The organism is Gordonia sp. NPDC003950 (genome assembly GCF_053605205.1).
In genome coordinates this window covers 33,103-51,317 of the sequence record NZ_JBSGIT010000022.1, presented here as the reverse complement: position 1 = coordinate 51,317, position 18,215 = coordinate 33,103, and the positions used below count along the sequence as shown (strand labels likewise).

General features: G+C 69.1%; 13 protein-coding genes. 5 read left to right on the top strand and 8 right to left on the bottom strand.

What is annotated here, in order from left to right; genetic code table 11:
• The first annotated feature begins 45 nt into the window (after nucleotides 1–45).
• The 3 genes from ACWETB_RS18360 (at nucleotide 46) to ACWETB_RS18350 (ending at nucleotide 3,891) form a co-directional block, all read left to right on the top strand.
• Complete coding sequence (locus ACWETB_RS18360; protein WP_452212758.1) at nucleotides 46–1,521, top strand: zinc-dependent metalloprotease; 1,476 nt, start codon at nucleotides 46–48, stop codon at nucleotides 1,519–1,521.
• 82 nt (nucleotides 1,522–1,603) lie between these two features.
• On the top strand, nucleotides 1,604–2,560 hold the full coding sequence (locus tag ACWETB_RS18355) for a TOMM precursor leader peptide-binding protein (RefSeq protein WP_452212756.1): 957 nt from the start codon (nucleotides 1,604–1,606) through the stop codon (nucleotides 2,558–2,560).
• A gap of 17 nt (nucleotides 2,561–2,577) precedes the next feature.
• Entirely contained in the window at nucleotides 2,578–3,891 is a 1,314-nt protein-coding gene (locus ACWETB_RS18350; RefSeq protein ID WP_452212754.1) for an ABC1 kinase family protein, read from the top strand.
• Here ACWETB_RS18350 and ACWETB_RS18345 read toward each other — a convergent pair.
• A complete protein-coding gene (locus ACWETB_RS18345) occupies nucleotides 3,849–4,673 on the bottom strand; it encodes an AraC family transcriptional regulator (protein WP_452212752.1) in 825 nt (274 codons plus the stop codon). The two genes, ACWETB_RS18350 and ACWETB_RS18345, sit on opposite strands and share 43 nt — an antisense overlap.
• Before the next feature lie 53 nt (nucleotides 4,674–4,726).
• On the opposite strand from ACWETB_RS18345, the gene ACWETB_RS18340 reads away from it, so the two are divergent.
• Both ACWETB_RS18340 and ACWETB_RS18335 read left to right on the top strand, forming a co-directional pair.
• A complete protein-coding gene (locus tag ACWETB_RS18340; protein WP_452212750.1) occupies nucleotides 4,727–5,101 on the top strand; it encodes a VOC family protein in 375 nt (124 codons plus the stop codon).
• Nucleotides 5,098–5,661: a class I SAM-dependent methyltransferase gene (locus ACWETB_RS18335; RefSeq protein ID WP_452212748.1), complete on the top strand. Its 564-nt coding sequence runs from the start codon at nucleotides 5,098–5,100 to the stop codon at nucleotides 5,659–5,661. Before ACWETB_RS18340 ends, ACWETB_RS18335 begins: the two co-directional genes overlap by 4 nt.
• 72 nt (nucleotides 5,662–5,733) lie before the next feature.
• Here the strand turns inward: ACWETB_RS18335 and ACWETB_RS18330 are convergent, their stop codons facing one another.
• The 7 genes from ACWETB_RS18330 to ACWETB_RS18300 all read right to left on the bottom strand — a co-directional run bounded on the left by ACWETB_RS18330 (nucleotide 5,734) and on the right by ACWETB_RS18300 (nucleotide 18,210).
• A complete protein-coding gene (locus ACWETB_RS18330) occupies nucleotides 5,734–6,045 on the bottom strand; it encodes a WhiB family transcriptional regulator (RefSeq protein WP_449743211.1) in 312 nt (103 codons plus the stop codon).
• Between the two features lie 515 nt (nucleotides 6,046–6,560).
• The gene (locus ACWETB_RS18325) at nucleotides 6,561–8,687 is read right to left on the bottom strand and encodes a UvrD-helicase domain-containing protein (RefSeq protein WP_449743212.1); all 2,127 of its coding nucleotides are present in this window, start codon (nucleotides 8,685–8,687) and stop codon (nucleotides 6,561–6,563) included.
• A gap of 83 nt (nucleotides 8,688–8,770) precedes the next feature.
• Entirely contained in the window at nucleotides 8,771–9,037 is a 267-nt protein-coding gene (locus ACWETB_RS18320; RefSeq protein ID WP_449743213.1) for a mycoredoxin, read from the bottom strand.
• Nucleotides 9,038–9,097: 60 nt separating this feature from the next.
• Nucleotides 9,098–10,027, bottom strand: a complete 930-nt coding sequence (gene nudC, locus ACWETB_RS18315; RefSeq protein ID WP_449743214.1) for an NAD(+) diphosphatase — start codon at nucleotides 10,025–10,027, stop codon at nucleotides 9,098–9,100.
• Between the two features lies 1 nt (nucleotide 10,028).
• Nucleotides 10,029–11,105: a potassium channel family protein gene (locus ACWETB_RS18310; RefSeq protein WP_452212744.1), complete on the bottom strand. Its 1,077-nt coding sequence runs from the start codon at nucleotides 11,103–11,105 to the stop codon at nucleotides 10,029–10,031.
• A 39-nt stretch (nucleotides 11,106–11,144) separates the two neighbouring features.
• Nucleotides 11,145–14,642: an ATP-dependent helicase gene (locus ACWETB_RS18305; RefSeq protein WP_452212742.1), complete on the bottom strand. Its 3,498-nt coding sequence runs from the start codon at nucleotides 14,640–14,642 to the stop codon at nucleotides 11,145–11,147.
• Nucleotides 14,635–18,210 (bottom strand): ATP-dependent helicase, encoded by a 3,576-nt coding sequence (locus ACWETB_RS18300; RefSeq protein ID WP_452212740.1) that lies wholly within the window; start codon nucleotides 18,208–18,210, stop codon nucleotides 14,635–14,637. The genes ACWETB_RS18305 and ACWETB_RS18300 overlap by 8 nt, the downstream gene beginning before the upstream one ends.
• Between the last annotated feature and the right edge of the window lie 5 nt (nucleotides 18,211–18,215).

Genomic DNA, 18,215 nt, shown 5'->3' with positions numbered 1-18,215 from the left:
CCGCTCCAGGGCCACACCCGGCGATGGTGGCGGTACCGTGGACTCATGAGTGATTTGCCCTTCGGATTCTCGTCCGCCTCCGATGATGACGGCGGCAAGGACAAGAACCCCGACCGTAGCGGCGATTCGGGCGCCGGCGCGTCGGGCGGTGCGCAGAATCCCTTCGGATTCGCCATGGGCGGAGAGGGTTTCGATCCGTCCGCCGGCCTCGATCCCGCCGCGCTCGGCCAGATGTTCAGCCAGCTGGGCAGCATGCTCAGCGGGATGGGGACGTCGATGACCGGCCCGTCCGCCGGTGGCCCGGTCAATTACGAACTCGCCGCGAAGCTCGCGCGTCAGCAGATCGGGAATTTCACCCCGGTCCTCGACAAGGAGACGAAGGCGGTGGCCGACGCGGTGCGCCTGGCCGACGTCTGGCTCGACGACGTCACCACGCTGCCCGGCGGCGTCAGCAAGGCCGTCGCCTGGACGCCGGTGCAATGGCTGGACGAGACGCTGCCCACCTGGAAGGGACTGTGCAATCCGGTGGCCGCACAGATCTCGCGGACCTGGGAGCAGAACCTGCCACCGGAGGCCGCCCAGTTCGCCGGCCCGATGATGGGCATGATGACGCAGATGAGCGGCATGGCCTTCGGCACCCAACTCGGCCAGGGCCTCGGCCAGCTCGCCAAGGAGGTGCTGACCTCCACCGACATCGGCCTGCCGCTGGCCCCGGAGGGCACCGCGGTGCTCCTGCCCGAGGCCATCGCGTCCTTCGCCGACGGTCTGAACCTGCCCGCTCAGGAGATCATCGTCTTCCTCGCCGCACGGGAGGCGGCCCACCTGCGGCTGTTCACCCACGTGCCGTGGCTGCGTCAGCGGCTGCTGGCCACCGTCGAGGAGTACGCCCGTGGCATCAGCATCGACTTCTCCGGGATCACCGACGCCACCGCGGGTATCGATCCGACGCAGCTGTTGGCCGATCCGTCCAAGCTCGAGGAACTGATCAGTTCGTCGGCATCGTTCGAGCCCACCACCACACCCGAACAGAAGGCGGCCCTCGAACGCCTCGAAACCCTCCTCGCCCTCATCGAGGGCTGGGTCGAACACGTTGTCACCGAAGCACTCTCGGACCGGATTCCGAGCACGGCCGCGCTGACCGAGACCATCCGTCGCCGCCGCGCCACCGGCGGCCCGGCAGAGCAGACCTTCGCAACGCTCGTCGGCTTGGAACTGCGTCCGCGCAAGTCGCGTGAGGCATCGGCGTTGTGGGCCTCGCTCAAGCAGGCCTCCGACATCCCGACTCGTGACAAGGTGTGGGAACACCCAGATCTGCTGCCCGACAGTGACGACCTCGACGCGCCGGCCGGCTTCATCGATCGCGTGATCGGCGGCGACACCTCCGAGATCGATTCGGCGATCGCCGAACTCGAGAAGTCCTTCGCCGCCGACGCGGAAGGCTCCGGCGACCCCAAGTCCGTCGGTGACACCGACGGTTCGGGCGAGGACACCGGCGACGGGGACGACACGCCTCAGCACTGATCCCGGCACCGCTGTTCGCACGCGCTGTGGATAACCCCGCTCGGCGCGGGTGATCGGGGCATCCGGATGGCACAGTGTCCCCATGACAGCGGATCCGCTTGCGACGGGACGACGCGCGGCACGCCTGCCGGTGCTCCGCGAGGGCGTCACGGTGCTGCTGCGCCCGGGCAACGAGGTGCACGTCGGCAGCGATCCGCACACTGCACTCATCCTCCGATTACCCCCGACGGTGTCCGGCAGAAGTGTTGCGGCGGTGCTGGATTCGCTGCACGAGTCCCGCACCCCGGCCGAGGTGTTCTCCGATCTCGTCGATGCGGGACTGACCCGTGCGGAGTTCGCGGCGATCCTCGACCGGCTCGTGTCCGAGCAGAAGGCACACGCCGGAGCGCCGCGGCACCCGCGCCGCGCGCTGCGCATCCGGGTCCACGGGACGGGGGTGTTGACGCAGTTGCTGACAACCTCGCTCGCCGACGCGGGTTTCCCGACGGTGCGTACCGCGCGACGGCGCGTGCACCCCGACGCCACCCGCGTGCATCCCGACGACGTCCCCGAGACGCCGCCGACGGCGGTCACCGCCGCTGTCCCGAACCTGGTGATCCTGACCGATCATCTGGTGCACGAATCGTGGGTGACCGACGAATTGATGCGCTCCCGGACACCACACCTGCCGGTGCGTCTGCGCGACGGGACGGGCCTCATCGGTCCGCTCGTCCTGCCCGGGCTGTCGAGTTGCCTGGAGTGCGCCGACCGTCACCGCACCGACCGCGACGCCGCCTGGCCGGTCCTGGCCGCCCAACTGAACCGGGTGAGCGGGCATGCGTCGACGGCGATCGCCCGGGCCACCGCGGCCCTGGCGCACGACCAGATCGAGCAACTCGCGGCCGCGTCGTCGGCGGCCGACGCCGCTCCACCGCACCTGATCAACCGGATGATGCACCTGCACGGTGCTCCCCCGAGGATCGAATCGACGACGTGGTTGCCGCATCCGCTGTGTCGATGCACTAGCGGGACGATCACCGCCGGCGGTCCTCTATTCTGAGTGGGGGAAAGGACACTATGACCGACATCACGCGGGGGCAAGGTCGCCGCAACGCAAAGCTCGCCTCGTTGCCGATCGGCATGGCCGGTCGGGCGGCCGCCGGCCTCGGCAAGAGGATGGTCGGCAAGGACAAGGATGAGGTCAACCAGGAACTCCTGGAGCGCTCCGCCGAACAACTGTTCGCGGTGCTCGGTGAGCTCAAGGGCGGGGCCATGAAGGTGGGCCAGGCGATGTCCATCATGGAGGCCGCGGTCCCAGACGAGTTCGGTGAGCCGTTCCGCGATGCCCTCACCAAGCTGCAGGCGGAGGCACCGCCGCTGTCGGCGTCGAAGGTGCACAAGGTTCTCGATCAGCAACTCGGCACCAAGTGGCGGCAGCGATTCCGCGACTTCTCCGACGAACCGGCCGCAGCAGCCAGCATCGGACAGGTGCACAAGGCGCTGTGGTCGGACGGCCGCGAGGTCGCCGTCAAGATCCAGTACCCGGGCGCCGACCACGCACTGAAGGCCGACCTGAAGACCCTGTCCCGGATGTCGGGATTGATGCAGAAGCTGTCCCCCGGCACCGACGTGAAGTCGATGATGGACGAGCTCATCGACCGCACCGAGGCCGAGCTGGATTATCTCGGTGAGGCCGACAACCAGCGCGCCTTCGCCAAGGCCTTCGCCGACGATCCGGACTTCGTCATCCCCAAGGTGGTGGCGAGCTCCCCCAAGGTCATCGTGTCGGAGTGGCTCGACGGCACACCCCTGTCCCGGATCATCACCAACGGGGACAAGGCCACCCGTGACCGGGCCGCCGCTCTGATGTCGACCTTCGAGGTCAGCTCACCGTTCCGCGCGGGTCTGCTGCACGGCGATCCCCATCCGGGCAACTTCTTCATCACCACCGACGGCCGTTTCGGGGCGCTGGACTTCGGTGCCGTCGGGCACTATCCGAACGGCCTGCCGCCGGAGACCGGACCGATCCTGCGGCTCGCGCGTGACAAGGAGTACGACGAGCTCAAGGAACACATGGTGGCGGCCGGGTTCATCCTCCGTTCCCAGGTGGACAAGGTCAGCGCCGCCGATCTGCAGGCCTACCTGCGTCCCTACGTCGATCCGCTCTACACCGAGTCCTTCCACTTCACCCGGAAGTGGCTGCAGCGGGCGGCCGGTCAGGCCACCGACGTGCGCGGTGAGGTGTACAAGACCTCACGCCATCTCAATGTGCCCAAGCAGTACGTGATGGTGTTCCGGGTCCTGGCCGGCTGTGTGGGTATCGCGGCGCAACTCGACGCCGAGGCCCCTTACCGCTCGATCATGGAGGAGTGGGTTCCCGGCCTGGCGTGAGCACGGGTCAGATCTGCGGGACCGTCGTCGGCGATGTAGCGCCCGGGGGTCATCCCCAGCTCGCGGGTGAACGCGACGATGTATGCCGATGGCGTCGAGTATCCACCGGCGTGCGCGGCCTCGGTCACCGACCGGGTCTCGGTCAGTACCTCCAATGACGACAGCACTCGCGCGCGTCGCAACCACAGGCCGGCGCTGAGCCCGGTGTCACGGGCGATCAGTCTTTCCACGGTCCGCAACGATGCCGACGCCGATCGGGCCAGCTGCGCGACGGACACACCCGGATCGTGAAAAGCGTTGTCGATGAGTCGCTTTCCGAGGTCTCCGGACGGCAGCGGTAGCTGCAGACCGGTCGGCTCCGGCCGATCGATCTGATCGATCAGCACCGTCACGAGTGCCCGACCGACCGTATCGCGACGATCGAGCGGCGCCGCTGCGACTATGTGGTCGAGCAGTTCGCGCCCGAAGGACGACAGGTGGATGGCTCGCACGCGGGTCATGTCGGGGTACTGCCCCGGGCCCGGGTCTGGCCGGAAGTACAGCGCCCGCACCCGGACACCACGTTGATTGTCCATGACGGCATCGACAGAGGCGGGCACGCACACCGCTCGCCCGACCGGCACCGACCACCGGGAGTGCTCGGTGGCGACGGTCATGACACCACCTGCGGTGTAGAGGATCTGGTCCCACCCTGGTTCGATGACGACCTGCGCGCGACCGGCCGGGTGGGTCACCGCATATCCCCGCACCAGTACATCGCGATCGTGGCGGATTGACGACATAATTCGACAGAGTATCGAAGGTGTGACGGCTGATCGGCTGCGACACTGGGATCATGTCCGCCAACCTCGCCCACTTCTCCCTCAACGCCGACGACGTCGCGGGCTCTCGCCGCTTCTACGAGAGCGTCTTCGGGTGGTCGTTCACCGCATGGGGCCCGCCCGGCTTCTACGCGATCGACACCGGCGCCGACGGTATCGCCGGCGCCTTGCAGCAGCGTCGCAAACTCGGCGGGCGCACCGTCAACGGGGTCGAGGCCACCTTCGCGGTCGACGACGTGGATGAGATCGCGCGGCGGGTGCGTGCGTCCGGTGGCGACGTCGTTCTCGATCGGCACACCATTGCCGGGGTCGGCCACCTGATCTTTCTGGCCGATCCCGCCGGAAATGTGGTGGGGGCCATGCACTACGACGCGAAGGCGGACACATGAACCGGGCACATCTGGACCTGTGCGCGAGCACCGAATGGGCTCAGGCAGTGCGGGAGTGGATCGTTCCCTGGACGATCGACGGTGTGTCGCTGGGTGAGCGGGTCGTCGAGTTCGGTCCCGGGCCGGGACGGACCACCGAGGTACTCGCCGAGGTGGTACCACACCTGGTCGCGGCCGAGATCGATGGCGATCTTGCGGCGGCCCTCGCCCGCCGATTCGCCGACCATCGCGGGATCGAGGTGATCTGCGCTGACGGTGCCGAAACCGGCTTGGCCGCCGGATGGTTCGACACCGTCGTGTGTATGACGATGCTGCATCACGTCCCCGGAGTCGACCGGCAGAACTTGCTGTTCGCCGAGGCCCGCAGAGTGGTCTCCCCGACCGGGGTGTTCATCGGGTCGGACTCGCTCGACGGCCCCGACTTTCGCGCTCTGCACACCGACGACGTCTGCGTGCCGGTGTCCCCCGACGACCTCGTCGGCCGACTGTGCGACGCCGGATTCGCCTCGGCGAGCGTGGAAACCAACGAATGGTCGGTGCGCTTCCGCGCATACCCGTGATCAGCATCGTCAGTTCTGACGAACAACACCGGCCGTCCCCGGGTCATCATGACCTCGGAAACAGCCGGTGTCTCATGCCGCATTCTTGCGCGGACGGCCGCGCGGACGCTTACGCGCCACCACGGTGCCGCGGTCGAAAATCTCGCCACCCCACACGCCCCACGGCTCGGCGCGCTCGAGCGCGGCCTGCAGGCAGACCTCGCGCAGCGGGCAGTCGACGCACAATGCCTTGGCACGCTCGAGGTCGCGGGGATCCTCGGCAAACCACAGATCGGCGTCGGTGACCTGGCAGGGCAGTTCGGGGGCACGGCCAACCGCGTCAGCGCCGAGGGCGGCGACACCGTCGGCCGGCATACAGGAGTCGAGGACGCATTCGGTCGTCATAACTGTTCTCCACCTCGTGATCGGTTTCATCGGATTGTTTGACCCGAGCCTCCGGCGGAGTCGCCCCGACGGTGATGTCAAGGCGGACAACAAAAAAGGCCACGGGTTCGCTTGATGCGATTCGCCCGTGGCCGAAAACCTGACGCTACTCTAGCGTCTCGATCTGCGGAAATGTACGGGGAACCGCGTGCTCGCTCGAGCTGCGATGGCCGCGGGTGCGGTCAGTGGCATCTCGACTGCCGGTACGGCGATGGCGCCGGTCGGTAGGGCGGCACGATGCGAGCAACGTGCATCGAGCCAGAAGCGGTCTCGATGCGCGTACGTGCTTGGCTGCGCAGAACACTTCTGTTCCGCAGCGTTGACGATGATTCCGTTCACTGATCCACTCCTTTCGGTCTCGATGATGACTGTTGCTGTCGCATCCGCTGGGATTCGGCCCGCCCGTTCGGCGCACACGACCACTCCCCGTGCTGATGTGCGTACCAGCCTAAGGGTGCCGCCACATTCCGCACAACCTATTTTTGACCTGCACTTTTGACGATCTCGATGACGTCGGCGCCGTACTTGTCGAGCTTGCTCGCCCCGATCCCCGGAATTGCCACCAGAGAATCGTCGTCGGTGGGCTGCTGCTCGGCGATGGCCAGCAGCGTCTTGTCGGAGAACACCACGAAGGCCGGCACATCGTTCTCCGCGGCCCGCCGCTTACGCCACTCCTTGAGGGCGACGAGCAGATCGTCGTCGAGATCGGAAGGGCATCCCTCGCAACGACCCAGCAGGGTGGCGGTCGAGTCGATCAGCCGGGAGCCGCAGACCCGGCAGGTCGGACCGCGGCGGGGTCTGCGTTCCGGCGCGATCCGCGAGGCGGGCGAATCGTCGGGGATCAGACCGGAGAGAAACCGCGAACGGCGGCGGGCCCGGCCGCCTTCGTTGCGGGCGGTCGCCCAGGACACCTGCAGATGTTCCCGGGCCCGGGTGACACCGACGTAGAACAGCCGACGCTCCTCCTCGACCGCCTCCGATGATCCCTTGATCGCCTGGCTGATCGGCAGCGACCCCTCGGTCAGCCCCACCAGGAACACCGCATCCCACTCCAGGCCCTTGGCCGCGTGCAACGACGACAACGTGACACCCTGCACCGTCGGTGGGTGCCGGGCCTGCGAACGGGTCTGCAATTCGGCGACCACGTTGCTCAACGTCAGATCCGGATTCTCGGCGACCATGTCGTCGGTGAGCTCGACCAGCGCCTTCAGCGACTGCCACCGCGCCTTGGCCTGCGCGCCGGTGGGTTCCTCGTCGGTGAGCCCGAGTTCGCCGAGTACCGCGCGCACCACGTCGGGCACGTCGACGCCGTCACGGACCCCGCGTTCGGCGGCCACCCCGAGCTGCCGCATCGCCTGCCGCACCTCGGTACGTGTGAAGAACGCCTCCCCACCGCGCACCTGATAGGCGATGCCCTGCTCGGTCAGCGCCTGCTCGTGATTCTCCGACTGCGCGTTGACGCGGTAGAGGATCGCGATCTCCGACGGCGAGACACCGTCGTTGATCAGCTTCTTGATGCGTCGCGCGACGGCGGCGGCCTCCGCCGGCTCGTCGTCGTAATCGACGAACCGCGGTTGCGGCCCCGCTGCCCGCTGTCCGATCAGTTCGAGACGGGTGCCCGCGATCCGGCCGTGCGCGGCGCCGATCACCCGGTTGGCCAGGCCCACCACCTGTGGCGTCGACCGGTAGTCCCGCACCAGCCGGACCATCGTCGCCTCCGGGAAACGGCGCGGGAAATCGAGGAGGTAGTCGGCCCGGGCGCCGGTGAAGGTGTAGATCGTCTGATTGGCGTCGCCGACGACGGTCAGATCGTCACGCTCCCCGAGCCACGCGTCGAGCAGGCCCTGCTGCACCGGGGTGACGTCCTGGTATTCGTCGACGACGAAACAGCGGTAACGCGAACGGAATTCCTCGGCCACACCCGGGTCGACGTCGATCATCTGCGTCATGTAGATCAGCAGGTCGTCGAAATCGAGGAGCCGGTCACCCTCGGGTGACACCTTCGAGTCCTCGTAGGCGGCATAGACCTTGGCGACCTGCTCGGGCGCGGCCGGCGTCTCGCGCTGCAACCGCGCGGCGGCGGCCACATACCCTTCCGGACCGATGACCGAGGCCTTGGCCCATTCGATCTCGCTGAGCAGATCACGCACCGTGTCCGTGGAGGTCCCCAGACCGGCCCGTCGGGCGGCACGTCCCATCAGCGGGAACTTATTGTCCAGCAACTCCCACCGGGCGTCGCCGAACACCCGGGGCCAGAAGTAGCGCAGTTGCCGCAGTGAGGCGGCGTGAAAGGTCTGCGCCGACACCGACGGGCCCGCCGCACCGATTCCCAAGGAGCGCAACCGGGTTCGCATCTCCCCCGCGGCGCGCGCGGTGAAGGTGACCGCCAGCACCTGCGAGGGATTGACCTGACCGGCGTCGATCAGATGGGCGATACGCCGGGTGATGGTGCGGGTCTTGCCGGTGCCTGCCCCGGCCAGCACACACACCGGACCCCGAGGCGCGAGCACCGCTTCGCGCTGCTCGGGATCGAGACCGTCGAGGATCCCGCCGGAGGACGGAGCTGAGGGCCCGGAAGCGGAGTCGGTGGAGCGTTGCGGCACGCCTCCACTATGTCAGCCGACACCGACACCGGCATCGGCCCATCCACACCCCACGCCCACCCCATGTCATCGCGGGAGGAGCGTCACGCCCCCAGCTTGGCCTTGACCTCGTTGACCGATGGGTTGGTGGCGGTGCTGCCGTCGGCGAACAGAACCGTGGGCACCACGTGATTGCCGCCGTTGACACTGCCGACGAACTCGGCGGCCTCCGGATGGGCCTCGATGTCGATCTCGGTCCACTCGATACCGGCACTGCGCAGACCGGTTTTGAGTCGGGCGCAGAAACCGCACCAGCTCGTGGTGTACATCGTCAGGGCAGCGTTGGACGTCGTGTCACTCATGGCACCCATAACACCACCTCCGCCGAACTGTTCCGGACGGGGGACCGCCGGCACGAGTCCGCCGCCGGTTCAGACCTCGTGGCCGGCCCACGCTGTGATCAGCGACCGAGCGATCGAGATGGATCCGGGCAATAGCAGCCGGGGCCCGGAATCGTCGTCGGGCACCGGATCGCCCCGCATCCACTCGTCGCCGCGCGCGAGTGCCTCACGCACCTCGTCGCGGTGGAACCACACGGCGTCGCCGATCTCGCCGTCGAGGAACCGCAGCGGTTCGGCCGGATCGGCCAGTGCGCTGAAGCCCAGCATCAGCGACCGCGGGAACGGCCACGGCTGACTGCCCAGGTAGCGGGGCTCGGTGACGGTGAGCCCGACCTCCTCGTGCACCTCCCGGATCACGCACTGCTCCAACGATTCTCCCGGCTCGACGAAACCGGCGAGGGTCGAGTACCAGCGCTCCGGCCACACCGCCTGACGACCGAGCAGGATCTGATCGGCACCATCGTGCACGACGGTGATGATCGCCGGATCGGTGCGCGGGAACTCGTCGGCGCCGGTCTCGACGTGCCGACGCACCCAGCCACCCCGGGCCGGTCTGGTCACACCACCGTCGACCGGCGAAAAGCGGGCGGCGGCATGCCAATTCAGGATTCCGAGGGCGGTGGCCAGCAGGCCCGCCTCATCCGCCGACAGCCGGGCCGCACCGCGTCGCGGATCGGCGGTCCGCCCGTCGAGCGAGTCGACCCGCAGCGCCCACAGGTCGGTGTCGGTGTGCGCCAGGAACACCGCGTCCTCCGGTGGCGCGTCACCGAATTCGGCGGCGGGCCGCCACGCCAACCCGCGTTCGTCGGTCACCGGGTACCGGCCGTCCGGTCCGATCGGCAGGACCAGCGCCGCCGGCCATCCGGAGGCCATCCGCGCCGGATCGTCGCGGATCTCGTCGGCGCGGTCGAAGGTGCCACGCGACAGCAGCGGGGGTTGATCGAAGACGAACTCACCCATGTCAGTCGCCCGCACTCTTGCGGATGTAGAGCAGGCGGTCGCCCACCTCGATCTGTTCGACCTCGCTGTCGTCGACGCGGTGCAGGACCCCGTTGCGGACGACGCCGAGCACGATGTCGCGGGTATGTGCCGGGGAGCCACCGGTTTCGGTGGGGTCGACCTCACGTTCGGCGATCGCATACCCCGCGTCCGGTGTCAGCAGGTCCTCGATCACCTCTACCACAGACGGTGTCATGGTGGCGATGCCGAGCAGTCGGCCCGCCGTCTCCGAGGACACCACCACCGAGTTGGCGCCGGACTGACGCATCAAGTGGGTGTTCTCCGATTCCCGGATGGAGGCGACGATCTTGGCGCGCGGATTGATCTCCCGCGCGGTCAGGGTCGCCAGCACCGCCGTGTCGTCGCGGTTGGTGGCCACCACGATGCTCGCCGCGTGCGCCACGCCGGCGAGCCGCAGGATGTCGGACTTGGTGGCATCGCCGCGCACCGTCACCAGGCCGTCGGATTCCGCGGCCTCCAGAACGGTGGGATTGGCGTCGACGACGACGATGTCGGCCGGCTTGATGCCGTCGCCGATCATCGCGTCCACCGCGGTGCGTCCCTTGGTGCCATAACCGATGACGACGGTGTGATTGCGCAAGTTGTTCCTCCAGCGCTGGATCTTGAGGGCCTGACGGGAACGTTCGGTCAGCACTTCGAGCGTGGTACCGATCAACACGATCAGGAACAGCACGCGCAGCGGCGTGATGATGAGCAGGTTGATCAGGCGCGCCGACGGCGTGTACGGGGTGATATCACCGTAGCCGGTGGTCGACAGCGTGACCGCCGAGTAGTACATCGCGTCCAGAAACGACAGCGGATTCGGCTGCACATCACGGTAACCGTCACGATCGAGGTAGACCAGCACGGCCGTGAAGAACAGGGCGATGAGCGCGAAGATGACACGTTTGCCGATGGCACGGCCCGGGCTCTGCTGCAGTTCCGGGATGCGGACGACGCCGACGAGAGCGTAGTCGGGACCCTCGGAAAGGTCCTCCCCGGTGAATCGGCGACGCAGCCCCCGCGCCCGCGCTCTCATCGGCAGTACCTCCGGTGTGTCACACGAAGAGAATCTAGCTCATCGGGCCAACAATGCGGCGAGTGCGGCCGCATCGGGAAGCTCGTCGGGGGCAAACGTATGGCCGTAGCGCACATAGTGAAACGCCGCGCCGACGCGTTCGATCGGCACACCGGCCAGCTGCGCCCACGCGATGCGGTAGGCGGCGAGCTGGATGACCAGCGACGACAGTTCCGGCGACGCGGTCGGGACGGCACCGGTCTTCCAGTCGACCACCGTCCACGATCCGTCGGGTTCGGCGAAGACCGCGTCGATACGACCGCGGATCACCGTTTCCCCGATCACCGTCTCGAACGGCACCTCCACCTCGCTGGGGCTGCGTGCGGCCCAGCGAGACGCCAGAAACGCCTCCCGCAGCGCGTCGAGTTCGGTGTCGGGTGCCGCGCTCTCGTCGGCGGCGCCGGGGAGTTCGTCGATGTCGAGCAGCCTGCTCGCCCCGAACCACCGTTCCACCCATGCGTGAAAGGCGGTGCCCCGCCGGGCGATCGGATTGGGCCGGAACGGCACCGGCCGGCGCAGTTTCCGGGCGAACTCACGTTCATCGGAGTCGAGATCGACCAGCTGACTCACCGACAGATGCGACGGCAACTCCACGTCGACGACGGCCTGATTGCTGCGGTGATGTTCGGCGAGCAATGCGTCGACCTCCGCGGTCCACGCATCGATCTCGCCCGCACCGCCGGGTGCACGCTGCTCGTCGCCCTCCGGCGTGGCCGGCGGTGCGTCGAACAGGGACGGCGCCTCCCGCGCCGCCAATTCGTCGAGCACAAGCCGGGCCGCTGCCGTCACCGCGTCGCGGCGCTCGCCGAGCCGATCCGCCGGCCAGGAGCGGGCATCGACGACGTCGGCCAGTGGATTGTCGGCACCGTCGGGCGGATCCGGCGCCAGCACGTCGATCCGCAGGCCGTCGGCGTCGGTACCGGATTCGATGCTGCCGGACTCGATGGCCGCGGTCACCAGGGCGAGGAGTTCGTCGAAGAACACCGACCCACCGCGCGGCGAGGTCGACGTCTCCGACCAGTGATGGGCGGAGATCAGCAGGTCGTGTCGCGCCCGGGTGATCGCGACGTAAAGCAGTCGCCGGTCCTCCTCGAGTCGCCGTTCGGCGATGGCCTCCTTGTGCTCGGTGAGGGCGTCCTCGAGTTCCTTGCGATCGGCCACCCGACTCAGGTCGAGCACCGGAAATCCTTCGGCGGCACCGGATTGTGCCGCGTCCGCAGCACGCTTACCCGCGTCCGGGCCCCGCGGATCGGCCACCGCCAGATCACCGCGCAGCGGCCCGGGGAGCTCCCGCGCACTGCGCATCCAGGTGGTCTCGGACTTGGAACTGGGAAAGATCCCGTCGGCCAGATGCGGCAACACCACCACGTCCCATTCGAGCCCCTTGGCGGCGTGCACGGTCAGGATCTGCACCCGCTGCTCGGCCACCTCCACCCGGCCCGGTTCGAGTCCCTTCTCTATCGTCTCCGCGGTATCGAGGAAGGCCAACAGGCCCGGCAGGGTGGCGCCCGGCCGTTCGGCGTAATTGGTGACGTAGTCGGCGAAGGCGTCGAGGTGCTCGCGCCCGGTGATCGCTCCGCGCATACGACGGGCCCGGATCTGGGCCTCCACGGCCACCCCGATGGTGGTCTCCACGTCGGCGACGAGTTCGGGCAGCGGCTGGCCGATGCGACGTCGCAGCGATTCCAGTTGCGCCCCGAACGCCCGGATCCGCGCGAACCCTTCGGCGCTGTAGGCCTCCGGATCACCGGGATCGGCCACGGCGTCGGCGATCCCGGCACGATCGACGATCTCGGCGGGCAGGACTGAGTCGAGCGCATCGTCGAGCTGTTCGCGGGTGGTGACCACACCACCCGCGGCGATCTGTCCGGCGGCCAGGTCGGTGGCCCGCCGCCACAACGCCGCGAGGTCCCGCGCCCCGAGCTGCCATCGCGCCCCGGTGAGCAGTCGCATGGCGGCGGTGCCGGCCATCGGATCGGCCATCAGCCGCAGCGTGGCCACCACATCGGTGATCTCCGGGACGTGCAACAGCCCACCGATGCCGACGACCTCGGCGGGAATGCCACGCCGTTCCAGTTCGGCGGCGATCGGGGCCGAATCCTCGTTGCGGCGCACCAAGACCGCGACGGTCGGCGGCGCGCCGCCATCCTCGACGCGGTACCGTGCGGCCACCTGATCGGCGATCCAGTTGCGCTCGTCGACGATCGTCTCGGTCAGCGCCATCGTCACCGTCCCGGAATCCGCGTCGGGCCGCGGGCGCAACACACTGACCGGCACGCCACGGCGTCGCAACTCCTCGGAGGCGGCGTTGGCCAGACGCAGCGTCTGCACCGGATTACGCCAGCTCGTCAGCAGTTCACGCCGACGTGCCGGTGTTCCGTCCGCGCACGGGAAGTCGGTGGCGAAGCGGGGCAGGTTGGCGGCCGAGGCGCCGCGCCAGCCGTAGATCGACTGGATCGGGTCGCCGACGGCGGTCACCGCAATCGGGGCGCCACGCGCGGTATCGCGACCGCCGAACAGCGCCGACAGCAGCACCCGCTGCGAGTGCCCGGTGTCCTGATACTCGTCGAGCAACACCGCCTTGAACGATTGCCGTTGGGCCGCAGCCACTTCCGGATGCCCGGCGACGAGTCGGGCGGCCAGCGACATCTGACTGCCGAAGTCGAGGACCGCCTGCTCGGCCATGGTGCGCATCAGGGTGGCCACCAGCGGCAGCAGTTCGCGGCGTTCGTCGATGACCTCCTGCACGGTGCGCAGCGCGGCATTGGGTCCGCCACGTTGACGAGGCCCCTTGGGCAGCTCATCGACCATCCGGTAGAGGTCATCGCCCCACGCGGCGAGCGTGTCGAGATCCACCAGGTGCTCGGCCATCTCCCCGTAGAGGCGCAGCACCGCCTCGGTGACACTCGCCGGCATCTTGGTGGTGTGCAGGTCCCCGGTCCAGGTGGACACGATCGAGAACGCCATCTGCCACAACTCGGTCTCCGACAGCAGCGTCGCATGCGGTTCGACCGGCAGGAGCAATCCGTAGTCGGCGATCAGCCGCCCCGCGTACGCGTGGTAGGTGCTCACCTCCGGATCGCCGGCCCGCAGCCGCGCGGCGAGGCTGCCGTCGGGATCCCAGCCGATCAGCGCCGGGGATCCGGCGAGCATCGACAGTCGCCGTCGGATACGTGCACCGAGTTCGCTGGCCGCCTTCCGGGTGAAGGTGAGCCCGAGGATCTCGTCCGGTCCGACGATCTGATTGGCGACCAGCCACACCACCCGCGACGCCATGGTCTCGGTCTTGCCCGCACCGGCGCCGGCGACCACCAACATCGGTTCGCTGGGCGACTCGATGACCTCGATCTGTTCGGGGGTGGGCGGCGGCAGCCCGAGCGCCGCGGCCAGCGATGTTGCCGGGATACGTTGACGCACAACGGTATCGCGGTCAGCGGTATCGGGGTCAGCGGTATCAGGGTCAGCGGTATCGGGGTCAGCGGCTTCGGGGTCAGTCATCGGTGACCGCCTTGCCACGCAACTGGGCCGGGCAGCTCGTGACGAGACCGCAGTGCGCACAACCGGCGTTCGGGGTCGCCCGGAACTCCGGTCCGATACCCGAGCGCGCGGCATGGCGGACCACGCTCACCCACTCGTCGAGCAGTTCCGGCGTCAGCGCCGGCTGATCCCGTTGCGCCGCACCGGTGGACCGGTTCGCCGAGGACACATACACCAGCCGCCCACCACCGGGCTCGACCGATTCCCCGGCGAAATCCCGTGCGCCACCGTGCGCGATGGCCACCTGATAGGCCGCCAACTGTGGGTGTTCGGCAGCGTCGGCCTTGGACACCGGCGTCTTGGCGGTCTTGACGTCAACGATGACCGGCCGCCCCTCTGTATCGCGTTCGAGACGGTCGACGCGACCGCGGAGCCTGATCGGGAGATCGGATCCATCCTCGGCGGGCACCTCGCCGGCCGGCTCGGCCACCGGCGCGATCGTCGCGTCGATGACCGACTCGACGCCGACCTCGGTGAGATCGGCACGCGAGACCCGCAGCCATTCACGGAAATTCACCAACATCGCCTCGGCACGTTCGAGTTCGTGCGCCGAATGCCAGACGGCTCCGACCTCGACGCGATCCCAGATCTCACGCAGCGCGCCGGTCACCTCCTCCGGGTCGATCCTGCCGGCCACGGCCTGCACCAGGGTGTGCACGAGGCTGCCGGTGAGCGCGGGGGTGCCGTCACCGTCCCGGCCGCCGTTGCGTTCGAGCACCCACCGCAGCGAACAGTGCTCCAGCTGATCGACGTTGGAGGGAGACAACGTCACCGGGCCGTCCTCGCGCCGCCACAGTGGCGCGCCGGTACTCGATCCGGACAGCCCGAACCACTCCCGCGGATGTGCGCCGGCGATGTCGGAGTCGGCCAGCCGGGCCAGCAACTGCGCGGCGGCGCGAGTGCGTTCGTCGGGCTCCCCGGACTCTGGGCCCCCCGACTCTGGACCCCCCGCCTCTGTACCCCCCGACTCCATTCCCCCGACCACCACCGACCGCAGCGTCGCCACCAGCGACGGCAACGACAAGACGCGGTCCACACCGGGATCGATCGGCAGGTCCGACTCCGGGTCGGTGTCGAGCGAATCGCCGTCGGCGTGCTCCGCGTCACCGCCGTCGCGTCGTGCGTCGGCGCGCAGGGCGTCGGCAATCTCGGCGAGGAATCGCGAGGGCGACGAGTCCCCACCGCCGTCCTCGACCGCGGTGATGAGGAGTCGGCGTCGCGCACGGGTACAGGCGACCAGCAGGAGCCGGCGTTCGTCGGCGAGCGCTCCGGCGCCGCGCGCCACCTTGTCCACCGCATCGGGGTCGACGCCGTCCAGGATGTCGACCAATTGCGCTGTGGCCAAGACACTTCCACGGCTGCGCAACGACGGCCAGAGCCCGTCGAGCACGCCGGCCACCGCGACCACCTCCCATTCGCGACCGGCGGCCGCGTGTGCGGAGAGCACGGTGACCGACTCGGCAACGGCGGCCGGGGTGCGGCCGTCGCGCGGGATCTGCAGTTGGGACAGGTAGTGCACGAAGCCGGCCGGACCGGCGGCCGGCAGGTTGTCGGCGAATCCGCCGGCCGCCTCGAACATCGCCATCATCGCGTCGAGATCCCGATCGGCCTGCTCCCCGGCCGGGCCACCGCGGATGGCGGCTCCCGCCCAGCGCCGTTCCAGACCGGTGGCCTGCCAGGCCACCCACAGCGTTTCCTCGATGCCGCGGCCGGCGACGTGTGCGGCCACACCCGCGCCGATCACCCCCAGCGCCCGGGACAGTGGCGCACCCTCGTGCTCGGTGAGCGCGGCGAGGTAGTCGGCACCGAGATCCGGATCGAGCAGGGCCAGCCGCAACGAGGTGAGGGTGTCGCGGTCGGCGCGGTCACCGCCGGCCCGCTCGTCCCGGCGCCGGATGCCGCGACGCAACCGCCGCATCGCCCCGGGATCGGCCATCCCGATCGGCCCGCTCACCAGTGCGACGGTGTCCTCGACGGAGAAGTCCTCATCCGCCGGCTCACCGAGATCGCGGGCCGCGACCACCCGCAACACCAGCATCAACGCCGCCACTGAACGCTGACGGTGCAACGGGAGATCGGTGGTCGGCGTCGTCAGCGGCACCCCGGCCGACCGGAATGCCCGGCGCAACGCCGGCAACGCGAGGTGCGCGGACCGGACGATCACCGCCATCTGCGACCACGGCACCCCCTCGAACAGGTGGGCACGCCGCAGGAGGTCGGCGACCGCGGTGGCCTCCTTGGCGGCCGAGCTGAACACCCGCACCGAGGCGCCCCCGGGTATCACCTCCGCGTCGTCGTCGTCCGTACCGTCGATGTGCGGAAACGCGTGCGGCCGGGCCCCCGGCAGCCGGGCGGTCAGCGCCCGCCCGACGATGGCGATCTGGCGATGATGACGGAAGTCGCGGTCGAGCAGGATGTCGCGCTCGGTGCCCGGATCCACCAGTTCGTCGGCGAAACGTGCACTGGCACCGCGGAATCCGAAGATCGACTGATCGGAGTCGGCGGCGATGATCGTCGACGACGTGCCGGTACCGATCAGTTTCACCAGGGCGGCGGCCTGCGGGTCGAGGTGTTGGGCGTCGTCGACGATGAGGTGCCGGATGCGGCGACGCTGACCGGCGAGCAGATCCGGGTCGGTCGCGAACGCCGACAATGCCGATCCGACCAATTCGGCCGCGTCGACGGCGGGCGCCGACGCGCCCGGCGTCTGCGAACCGACCGCTCCGCGCAGCAGCATGTTCTGCTCGTACTGGGCGTAGGCGTGCCCGGCAGCGACCCACTCGGGGCGGCGATGACGACGTCCGAGGGCCGCGAGTTCCTCCGGGCCGACACCGCGTTCGGCCGCGCGCATCAGCAGATCACGCAGGGCCTGGGCGAATCCGTCGGTACCCAACGCCGGCCGCAGATGTTCCGGCCAGTAGAGGGCACCGTCCTCGATGTCGCCGGCGAGGAGTTCGCGCAGCACCACGTCCTGCTCGGACCCGGTGATCAGGCGTGGTGGCGGATTGCCGTGGGCCTGCGCCTGCAACCGCAGGATTGCGAAGGCGAACGAGTGCACGGTGCGGACCAGGGGTTCGCGCAGGGCCCCGCCGAGCGCCGGGGAATCGGATGTGGCGGCCAGCACCCGCCGGGTGATCTCCTCACGCAGGGCGACGACGGCCCGCCGGTTCGCGGCGAGGACCAGCACCGACTCCGGGTCCGTTCCGGGACGGGTCAGGCGTGCGACGGCGGCGTCGACCACGAGCGCCGTCTTACCCGAGCCCGGACCGCCGTGCACCCGATACGGCCGCCACGGCTGCGCCGCCGCCTGCCCCGCACCGGTATCGGAGGACGCATCGATGTCGTCGATCATGTGTTGCACGTGTGGCGCCCAGCTCCGGGGCGTCACCTCGTAGCGGCCCGACCCCACCAGATGCGCGCGCAGCGCCGTACCACCGGAACCGCCCGCCGTCTTCTCCGGCCGACGGGTGCGCCGCTTACCCGTCCCGGACGCGGCCGGGCCGGCGGCGGTGGAACGTGTGCGGGCCATGTGTC